This window comes from Sphingopyxis sp. sgz302558 (assembly GCF_057220455.1).
Genome location: NZ_JBXPUZ010000015.1, coordinates 1 through 9,449, shown reverse-complemented (window position 1 = coordinate 9,449; position 9,449 = coordinate 1). Strand labels below are relative to the sequence as shown.

Annotated in this window: 7 protein-coding genes and 1 pseudogene; 1 reads left to right on the top strand and 7 read right to left on the bottom strand. The window is 58.1% G+C overall.

Annotation, left to right across the window (positions count from 1 at the left end):
• A pseudogene (locus tag AC2TC0_RS15925) lies at positions 1–828 on the bottom strand (IS3 family transposase); the annotation flags it as partial.
• 243 nt (positions 829–1,071) lie between these two features.
• Here AC2TC0_RS15925 and AC2TC0_RS15920 point away from each other — a divergent pair.
• The gene (locus AC2TC0_RS15920) at positions 1,072–1,272 is read left to right on the top strand and encodes a helix-turn-helix transcriptional regulator (protein ID WP_484718431.1); all 201 of its coding nucleotides are present in this window, start codon (positions 1,072–1,074) and stop codon (positions 1,270–1,272) included.
• A gap of 161 nt (positions 1,273–1,433) precedes the next feature.
• On the opposite strand, the gene AC2TC0_RS15915 is transcribed toward AC2TC0_RS15920, so the two are convergent.
• From AC2TC0_RS15915 to AC2TC0_RS15890, 6 genes are read right to left on the bottom strand one after another with little or no spacing between them, the layout of a single operon-like run.
• Positions 1,434–3,125: an nSTAND1 domain-containing NTPase gene (locus tag AC2TC0_RS15915; protein WP_484718432.1), complete on the bottom strand. Its 1,692-nt coding sequence runs from the start codon at positions 3,123–3,125 to the stop codon at positions 1,434–1,436.
• Between the two features lie 2 nt (positions 3,126–3,127).
• Positions 3,128–4,447 carry a hypothetical protein gene (locus tag AC2TC0_RS15910; RefSeq protein WP_484718430.1) on the bottom strand — a complete coding sequence of 440 codons (1,320 nt, stop codon included), beginning with the start codon at positions 4,445–4,447 and terminating at the stop codon, positions 3,128–3,130.
• A gap of 3 nt (positions 4,448–4,450) precedes the next feature.
• Entirely contained in the window at positions 4,451–5,548 is a 1,098-nt protein-coding gene (locus AC2TC0_RS15905) for a trypsin-like serine peptidase (RefSeq protein WP_484718429.1), read from the bottom strand.
• 25 nt (positions 5,549–5,573) lie between these two features.
• The gene (locus AC2TC0_RS15900; RefSeq protein WP_484718428.1) at positions 5,574–6,668 is read right to left on the bottom strand and encodes a trypsin-like serine peptidase; all 1,095 of its coding nucleotides are present in this window, start codon (positions 6,666–6,668) and stop codon (positions 5,574–5,576) included.
• Between the two features lie 25 nt (positions 6,669–6,693).
• Positions 6,694–7,443 carry a hypothetical protein gene (locus AC2TC0_RS15895; protein ID WP_484718427.1) on the bottom strand — a complete coding sequence of 250 codons (750 nt, stop codon included), beginning with the start codon at positions 7,441–7,443 and terminating at the stop codon, positions 6,694–6,696.
• Between the two features lie 28 nt (positions 7,444–7,471).
• On the bottom strand, positions 7,472–8,884 hold the full coding sequence (locus AC2TC0_RS15890) for a DUF1353 domain-containing protein (RefSeq protein WP_484718426.1): 1,413 nt from the start codon (positions 8,882–8,884) through the stop codon (positions 7,472–7,474).
• Positions 8,885–9,449: the final 565 nt, after the last annotated feature.

Genomic DNA, 9,449 nt, shown 5'->3' with positions numbered 1-9,449 from the left:
CCGATCGTATATGCGCCGGCGGCCCACGCGTGACGAACAGCTCGGCCAGTGCCGCGAGCACGTCGTCGCTCTTGAGCTTACGCGCCACCGGCAACGCCAGGCACTCCCGGCTCGCCTCGTCGATGATCGACAGGATCCGGTATTTGCGCCCGTCATGGGTGCGGCCCTCGACGAAGTCGTAGGACCAGACGAGCCCGGGATATTCCGGCCGGAGCCGGATGCATGATCCGTCGTTCAGCCACAGCCGCCCGCGCTTCGGCTGCCTTTGCGGCACTTTGAGCCCCTCGCGACGCCAGATGCGCTCGACCCGCTTGCGGTTCACATGCCACCCCGCATGACGCAGCAACGCCGTCGCCCGGCGATAGCCATAGCGACCATATTGCCGGGCCAGCGCGATGATATCCTCGGTCAGAGCTGCTTCGTCATCCGCCCCGCGGGGCGCCTTGCGCTGTGTCGATCGGTGCTGCCCGAGCACGCGGCAGAGCCGCCGCTCGGACACCGGCATCATCATTCTGATGTGGTCGATACAGCGCCTTCGGCGCGCGGGGCTCAGAAGTTTCCCCGAGCAGCCTCCTGCAGGATCAGCTTGTCGAGCGTCAGGTCGGATATCGCAAGACGAAGCCGCGCATTCTCCTTCTCTAGATCCTTCATTCGACGCGCCTGATCGGTCTTCAGGCCGCCGTATTCCTTGCGCCAACGATAGTAGGTCTGCTCGCTGATCGCGATCCGACGGCACGCCTCGGCGGTCGTGGCGCCCTGCGCCAGCACAACCTCCGCTTCACGCAGCTTGCCGATAATCTCTTCCGGGCGATCCTTCTTGCTCGGCATTCCATGTCTCCTTCGTCATCCAAAATATCATCAATTTTGGACCACTCAGAAGNATAATCTCTTCCGGGCGATCCTTCTTGCTCGGCATTCCATGTCTCCTTCGTCATCCAAAATATCATCAATTTTGGACCACTCAGAAGGGGGCAGATCAATGGCGACTCCCCACGATCCTGATAGCCTCAGTCTGCCTGGATATTGTCGTAACCGGGGCATCGCGATGCTCACTTCAATGGGAACATCGTGATGAGGATACTATCAAAGCGTCAGCTCAAGGAGTTGGTTCTGTACTCGCCGCAGAACATCGCACGATTGGAACGGGCCGGGCAATTCCCCAAGCGGGTACACCTCGGCCCTGCCCGGGTGGGGTGGGTTGAGACTGTAGTGCTCGACTGGCTCCAAAAACGGTTGGACTGCCGAGAAGCGCCTAGCCGACACTCCTTTTAGAAGGAGCGGGTGGCCGGGATTGCAAGCCCGGCCACCCTTTTAGCCATTCATTAGGCGGAAGCATCGTTCGCCTACTCATCGGCTTGCTAGTCGTTTCAATTATGGTGACGCCAATAACGAAGGCCGAGCTGATTGCACCAACTTGAATGAGAGATTGTCAGTTATTCGTGGCATTTTGGGTTTGCTGAAGTCTTCTTTCCCAGACTGAAATCGATCCACAATTCAAGGACGAAATTATCGCCCGAATACCTTGAACCAACCATCGACCGGCACGACACAGCAAGAGGCCCAGCAGCCTCACCCTGCAATGCCGCAAGGAGCCGGCCTGCGTTTTCTTTGTCGTAGCGATTGAAGAAGCGGACTTCAGAAAATTCGCGGGCCGCGTCGGTTTGCTCGGCGGGAGGCACGTCGAAGCCAACTCGGGCGAGCTTGTTGCGCAAATCTTCGATTCTGGCGGGTTTTGCTCCGTCGTATTGGATATAGACTCGTGGGATTACATTTACCTTAGCCCAGTATTGCACGCCGGTTGGTCGATCATAGCCGACGGGTTCTCCACGCAGCTCGACCAGACTACCTGCAGGAACAACGGCCAGCGGTCTTGTCGTAGCATATTGGGTTCCTTGCGGTGGTTTCTCGCGCAAGTAGATGTCGGTGCGTACGCGGTAACGCATACCCGGTCTGGCACTGGCGAAGCCGTTTGTATTACCGACATTCACAAGCGAAACCTGAGGCAATTCTTCGCTGCCCAACCAGATCGCACCGTCTGCAGGAAGCTCAGGACCGTGACTGGAGGCATCGGTCACTTTGACAGGCGGGGTCAGCGTCTGCCCAATATCCTTGGGCTCCTGCGGTCCATCAGCTGCGGCAGGAAGCTCTTGTCCCTTTGCATCGGCCGCGGCTTGTAGCGCCTTAGCATTTACATCCGGCCGTTCCTGAGCCTTGATGTCTGCTTTGTACGATCTAATGTCCTTGATCAGGTTTTCGCTTAGTACCACAAGTACTGCCGCAGCAACCACAACAACCGCGACAACAGCAACAAGAGTAAGCGCAAGGAACCGCCACCGCCGTTCAAGCGACTTTTGCGCCGCCTGGCTCGCGTCGATGTACTCGTCTATCTGATCGTTCTCGCCGCGAAACCGATCAATCTTGTCGAGCGTGTTCCCGCGCAGCAGCTGAAGCGGATCCTTGCCAGACTTTCGCCATCGCTCGGCCGCCTCGGTCAAGGTCGGCAATCGCAGGTAATATTCCACGTTTTGGTCGAGCCATTTGTCGAGCTCAGGCCAGTGTGTTGAGATCCGACCGTCTGTGACTTGGAAGCGATCGCTATCTTGCGTGTCTCCCGCAATCCGCACCAGCGCCCCGCTTGCCTCGAACTTGTCCAGAATTCGATCGAAGGTCTCTCGGTTTGCGGCGCCGGAATGACGGAACAACACACGCCGCTCATAGGGGGCCATACGCTCGATGTCCCCTTGCAATCCTTTGTTGAGCAAATCCTCAAATACCGAGCGCGCGATCCGCCTTTCTTCACCGCTTTCCAGCTCTTGGTAGACTTGTGCTGACGCCTTTCCGGCGGCCAGGGCGGCCTTGCCTTCGTACGGCAGTAGCGTAAGCAGTTCGGGATAGGACTGGCCTTCGAGCGAGGCTATTGACGAAGCCCAGTAGTCGATGATGCCTTGTGCCTCATCGCGCTCGACCGGAGTAGTAATATCAACACCGGCCGCGTGGACATCGAGGCGCAACTGGTTGGCTAGTTTCGTTGATCGAGAAGAGCCAGCGATTAACCGCCACTCAGCCATCAAGGCGAGGTGGCGTTCGCGCAACTGGCTGATGGCGACAGGGGACGTTCCATCCATCACTAATCTCCAATCAAAACCTTGAGCGGTGATTGCAACTGCTTGAGTAGGCCGCAATCTTTGAGCAGGTCGGAGTCAGCGCGGTGAAATCGGCTCCGACAAGCCTTTGAAAAAGCTTTGAATTCATCACGAAATGAATCTCCGCGAGTTTCTCTGGACCCGATTGCATTTCCGTCAAACCTAGTCAGTTCGGCAACCAAGGGTTCGCCGGATAATCGGGCAATTTCGCCGAGCAGATCATTGAGGTTCAGCATATGGCTGTCGAGCACGATTTCGCTACCGGCGCTAACTTCCATATCCTCGATATTGGCCACCGTCGCTTCGACTTGTTGCCAATTGCGATGGACCTGCCGCCGCATGATCAGCCGAGCAGCAATATCCTCGAAATTCCTGCCAACGTTGGTGAACAACACCGCATCTTCTTCCTTTTTCTTGTCCGCAGGTTGTTCGGGCTGAGGCAGTTTACGCAAAGTATCGGCGAATGCACCGAATGGAATTTGCTCCGACGCGCCTATCAACAGGCTGTCGAATTGGGGCATATGTTTGCGCAGTAACTGGCGAAGTAGCACTGATGCAGCATCGGTGGTTTCTATCAGGCCAACGTCATGATCCGCCAGTAACGTGAGAATCCCACGAATCTTTTTGATCACGAGGTCGCGTTGCCTGACCTCCTCACACTCAGACGGCCGATCACTAAACTGACTGCCGATAAAATCACATGCAAGTTCAAGACTGTAAATCTGGCTCTCACTGCTTTCCTTGCGATCACGGGGCGAAATCTCCTCTTGCGAGTTGCGAGCGAACTCGGTGAGCACTGTCATTTGCAGCAGATGCAGTCGTTCGTGGATATTCTTGTAGCCATATAGATCGTCCAGTCGTTCGATCATTTCGCGTGCAAGCGTCTTACTAGCCAAGTCCAAAGTCGGCGCGAGGGTTTTCAGAGTCTCTGTAACCATCAACACCCGCCGTTGGAGCCGCTGGGCTTCATAGTTAGGCCGCGCTGCCTCGAAACTTTCCTGAGAAACTTCGGCAAGCATCGCCGGGCAGACCTCTGCGATCCAGTCACGCAGCTCGAAGTTTCCGGCTAGGTGCTTGAAGAGGGCCTGAAGGCAAGCTTTTGCCCGTGGAATCTCGGCCTGAAGGAGAATCCGCAATCGTTCTACCACGTCCTTCATCGGTGCCTGATCGGCGCCGACTTCCTCGTAGATATTAATGCCGACAGCGTTCAAAGTAACGCCATTAAGCTCTTGATAACCGCCCTGTATGCCGAACGCGCGGCTCATGATGGAGTCGAGCCGTTCAAGTTGAATCGCTGTTGCCATCGCTCAAAGCGAGTCCGGATCGATACCGCTTTCGGCAATCGCTTCGCGGATGCGCCAGATCGGGATACCTTCGCCGACGCAAGCTCCGGAATCGCCTTTATCGGATCCGACGAGCGAGGGGACCCGGGCGTGGTGGAGTGCGATCAGGATGCCGTCGCGCGTGAGCACCGGTGCGCCTGCGCTTCCCGGCCCGGTCTCGGCATCATAGTGCACCCGCGTCCCCTCCTGCGAATAGGCGAGCAAGTGACCGGACGAAGCTTGGAAATTGTGCGCCCTAGAATAGAGCAACACCGTCACGTCGTCGCCGGGAATCGCGATTGGCACTTCGTGCGGAAGGCGAAGGATCGCGCGGCCCCGGGCCGGGCGCCCGAGCTTGATGAGCGCGAAATCGAGTGCGCATGCCTCTTCGTCGGCGGATAGGCCGAAGCCTGCGGATTCGCCCGACATCGCCAGCGCCATGCCAAAGTCGCGGCTGACCATGAGCCAGTCCTCGCCGCTCGCCGCAATGAAGGCTTCGCCGCCATGGGAAGCCGTGTCCTCGAATTGCACCAGCACGCCCTCACCTCCTGATTGCAGCGCATGGGCGATACCCGAAAAGCTGGTCAGCACCGTCGTCGGACCGACAAGAAAGCCCGTAGCCCGTGCGTGGCCCCCTGCTTTGACAATGCAGACGCCGCTGCGCACTTTCGCGACCGGATCCAATGGTGGGGCAGCACCAACCATATCGATGCCGACTTGAAGACCTTCGAGCGCCATGTCGCCTGTGGCCCGCTTCAGCCTCTCGAAAGCTGTGCCCACGCTTGATTCGATCGGCGTGGGACTAGTAAGCAGGCGCGCCGCCAAGGTTTGCAACGGTCGCAATTGGGTCTGCATGTCGTCCCAGACCAGCTGCAAAAGATCGAGCGCGCGGCCCTGCGAATTGCTGAGATCGACGAGGTCGGCGACTACGAGGTTGCCCGCGCGCTCTGTGAAGACCCAATCCGAGACCCGCATACCCCATTTGTTGCGCAGGACGTTATAGAGCATTTCCTTATCTGGATACGCCGCAACTATCGCATTGGTCATGGCTTCAAGGTCCACATTTCCGAGCGACGAAGGCACTAATCACCTCACCTGCCTATTGAATTCAGAACGTCGCAATGTTGCACCCTTTCGCTTCGAGCGCTTTCATGATCCGCCAGATTGGTACACCTTGGTTATATTTCGGATTGGCTAATGGATCGGCAGCATGGTGCAGACCAACCAGATCGAGATTGAAGTCGAGCACCGGTGATCCCGAGCTGCCGCCCTCGGTGGTGACATCGTAGCGATAGCGAAGGCCGCCAGGGTATTCGAGCACCCTGCCGAACGCGACTTTGCTATGGTCGCCCCCGGGATGTTGTCCGATTGCGACGAAATCGTTCTGCGACACGATCGGAGCGGTTTTCGGCCACTCCATCGCCAGACGGCTTGGCTCGACATGCTTAGCGAGCCGGATCACAGCATAATCAAGTTCGCCTTCCTCCGGCTCGCCAATACCGGTGAGGTCGCTTTGCGAATACTTGCTCTTTTCGATAAGCCATCCCGACCCATCTAGCCCGCCATAAGGGACAGGGTGCGGTGCTGCTCCATGGTAATCGAACTCGCACAGGATGCTGGCACCATGCGCCTGTGCGCAAATAGCACCTTCGATAACGTGGTAGTTGGTCAGCACTGTGCGCTTGCCAACCAAAAAGCCGGTTCCCTTGACCTTGTCGCCGACGGAAATTCGGCAAAGAGCGTGTGACAGGCGAGTCAATCCAGCCAGCCAGCTCGACAAATCGCCGAGCAGCGACGTGTCGGTGACCAGCTTTTCCAGCGCGGGCTCGGGCGGCGGAGCGAGCGGGGACGATCCAGCAGCGCCATATTTCGCCTTCACCCCTTCCACATTCGTGATGTATCGTCTGAACAGTGGGTCAAGTTTGTCGTTGCCCGGCTTGTCGGTCCACGCCAGCGCCAGCAGGTCGAGGCGGCGGCTGTAAGTTTGTGCATGCAGAACGATTTTGTCGAGAATAGTTCTGCCATCATGATCCAGCGACGTGATGTCGTCGGCTACATCGATCCCCCAGCGATTGCGCAATCGCCGAAATAGTTGCTCTCGGAACAGAGAAGGATAGGCGGCGAGCAGCGCCAATGCGAGTTCCTCGTTGAACTCGTTTGGCAGTTCCTGCTCTTTTTCGTAAAGTACCTTGTTCCAGGTCATAGCAGTCTCTCCGATTACGCCCGCTTTAAATTTCCCTGCCCGCGATCGTGTCGTCGATGATGCTGAGCAACCGGGCTCTAAGCTTCGGTTCCGCCGCCGCGAGCAGACCGTTGTCTGCGGTCATCCTTGTGGTAGTGCTGTCGAACTCGGCGTTGTTAGTCGAGAACTTGAAGAACAGGATCTGTACCCCTTTGGTATCGACATTTAGGCGGGCGATCGCATAGTGGATCGTCGTATCAGTCTCGTCGCTGCCGACCGCTGCGAAATGCATTTCGCTCACGCTGAAGCGGCGCGACTGCTTGTCGAACAAGGTGATCCATGCCGCATCGGCGTCCATTTCCTGCAAGCTCTTGAGCGCCTGGATTATGAGCGCGCCAACTGCGCCACCGCCGAAGGCCAAAGTCAGGAAAGGAATGATCGCCTTATGGACCGCAACGTTCTTCTTCTTGAAGGTCGAATGGACGATCTGGCTGCCGCTGACGCGAAACCCGAGGTCGGACAGAGTCTCGGTATAGGCAGCGAGCCAGTCATCCTCGTCGTCGCCTTCCTTGACCGCCTTGTTGGCGGCGCGGCTGGCAAACAGCAATGCCAATGACACCGACGAGCGCAACACCGGGCTTGGCGTAGCGCCGAAATCAATCAGCGTGGTCCCCGAGACCACCACCGGAGGCAGCGTAGAGAGATCGAGCTTGGACGGCGTGTTCTCCAGTACTTCGAGCGCGTTGGGTACATCGATTTCCAGAGTATCGATCGCTTCGAGCGGATTGGTTTTCATGTCTCGTCTCCTCCAACAAGCTAATGGTTCATGGATAAAAAAGGGCGGTGCGCTCCCCGAAGCTCTCAAGGCTTCCTTCGTCCGGGAATAGCCGCGCTTCCAGAGCCTTGTGCTCGGGCGCACCATGCTCGACGGTCAGCCGCGCGTGGCCGATGGCGCCACCCTCGTCCTCGGCGCGCAGGTCGAAATGCAGCGTGCCGTCGGCTGTGCGTGTAACAGTGCCGAGCGGCCCGCGCTGATTCGCAGTGCCTTCAAGCGATTGCCCATCCAAATCCGCCGCACCGGCCACCGGCATCCCATCCCAGAACGCCTTGAGTTTCGGGCAGCGTTCTCCGAGCGCGTCGGGATCCACGCAGAATTGTGCGCCGGTTTCGGCGAAAGTTTCCTCCAGTCCTGCCTGTCCGTCCTGCCGCTCGTAGTCGGATAGTCCGTTGCGATCGGACTCGCGTGCGTTCCGAAACCCTGCATGGCCGAGAATCGCGTGATTGCCGGAATAGTCGAAACCGTGCAGCGATTCGTGGACAACCAGATCGTCCGAACCGTGCAGTCCGCTTGTCTTTGTTGGAACGGCACCATCGACAGTCGCAATCACCACGCGCTTGCGGCTGCCCCCAAAATATGAGCCCGGCACCGAATCCCAAGTCCGCTTGACCGCCTCCCATCCACGCGGCGTTTTGCCGCGCAGTGACTTCTCGAAGTCGGTCACAGAATCGCGACAGGCGACAATCCGGATGTTTTCCCTGATGAAATGATCGACGACATAATCGGGTAATGCCGCAGCGTGTGTGGCGACGGTTGCAACGTCTTGCGCGGTGCCGCTTCCTCCGGCGATGACCAGCATGGCGGCGCGGTCTGCCCTGGTCGCCTCGGCAATCCCTTCGAGTGCGCCCACACCGCTCGCCGCGCCGCGCGCCTCGGCCAGAGCGGTCACTTCGTCGAGATCGAGCTCGTGCTGCACGATCGCCTCGGCGTCGCGCGCAAAGCTTTCAAGCGCGACGCGATCGATCCTGCGCGCGGGCGCAGCCCGCGCGCTCAGATCTTCGAGCGAACTGGTCGCAGGCCAGTCTGGCCCGAAGCGCCAGACCGCATAGAACATCACCATGGCCCGCGCCTTGCCGACGCCACTGCACCGCATCGCGTCATGGAACATGCGATGCGTGTCCTGCCAGGTCCGGGTCTTGACGATGCAGTAATGGTCGTGGACGATCGAGGCCTTGCGATACTTGCCTTCCTGCGGGCCGCCCACCAGCGACCACAATGGCTGCGGGATTGACGCGCCGTCAAGCCACGCGCCTGCCGGAACCGGCCAGTCGCTGCCATCCTGGCGATGATAGATGATCGGGTTCACGAGCAGGCCAGTCCGGCCATCGTCCTGCCATTCGACAACCGGGTTTCCGCCTTCGTATTCTCCCCAATCTTCCCCGATTGCCTCTAGCGCCATTCCCCCCGCATCATCGGCAGGCAGCAGCGAGTTGGCATAATCAACCACGGCCTCGAGACTGTCGAAGCGATCCCTGGTTGGTTTGGACATTTATTGCCCTTTCGCTTATGCTGGAAGTCTGAATTTTATCCGCTACAATTACTACAGACGAAATGTGACGCGAGTCGCAGCACGGTGGAACATGGCATAGATAATTCATTCGGGTAAACTTAAAATCCGAAGTTGTTGTGACAAATGACTCCTGCCAATCGCGCTGCATGGTCCTCCTTAGACATATACTCTAAATCTCCTGTATCCCCATCTCGCGTTATTTCCGGTCCCCATCGATATCTGAACATGGCTTCACATAATGGCGCGTCGCGGGGGAAGTAACGTCCGCGACTTCATAATGAATCGACTCCTATCATTGTGAACCCATCGCCCACCCCAACTTCCTCACCCTGCTGAATACTCTTGACCATTGTCATTTTCCCCGTTTCAATGGCGGAACAGCGGGTGACCGGCCCCCACCGAGTGGTCCGATCGGATTGTTAGTGCATTGACGCCTCCATCGCTAGTGTTGGCC

Bases quoted from the DNA above. Each gene is read 5' to 3' on its own strand.
- AC2TC0_RS15920 (WP_484718431.1), top strand. From the start codon at position 1,072: ATGAGGATACTATCAAAGCGTCAGCTCAAGGAGTTGGTTCTGTACTCG.
- AC2TC0_RS15915 (WP_484718432.1), bottom strand. From the start codon at position 3,125: ATGGATGGAACGTCCCCTGTCGCCATCAGCCAGTTGCGCGAACGCCAC.
- AC2TC0_RS15910 (WP_484718430.1), bottom strand. From the start codon at position 4,447: ATGGCAACAGCGATTCAACTTGAACGGCTCGACTCCATCATGAGCCGC.
- AC2TC0_RS15900 (WP_484718428.1), bottom strand. From the start codon at position 6,668: ATGACCTGGAACAAGGTACTTTACGAAAAAGAGCAGGAACTGCCAAAC.
- AC2TC0_RS15895 (WP_484718427.1), bottom strand. From the start codon at position 7,443: ATGAAAACCAATCCGCTCGAAGCGATCGATACTCTGGAAATCGATGTA.
- AC2TC0_RS15890 (WP_484718426.1), bottom strand. From the start codon at position 8,884: ATGGCGCTAGAGGCAATCGGGGAAGATTGGGGAGAATACGAAGGCGGA.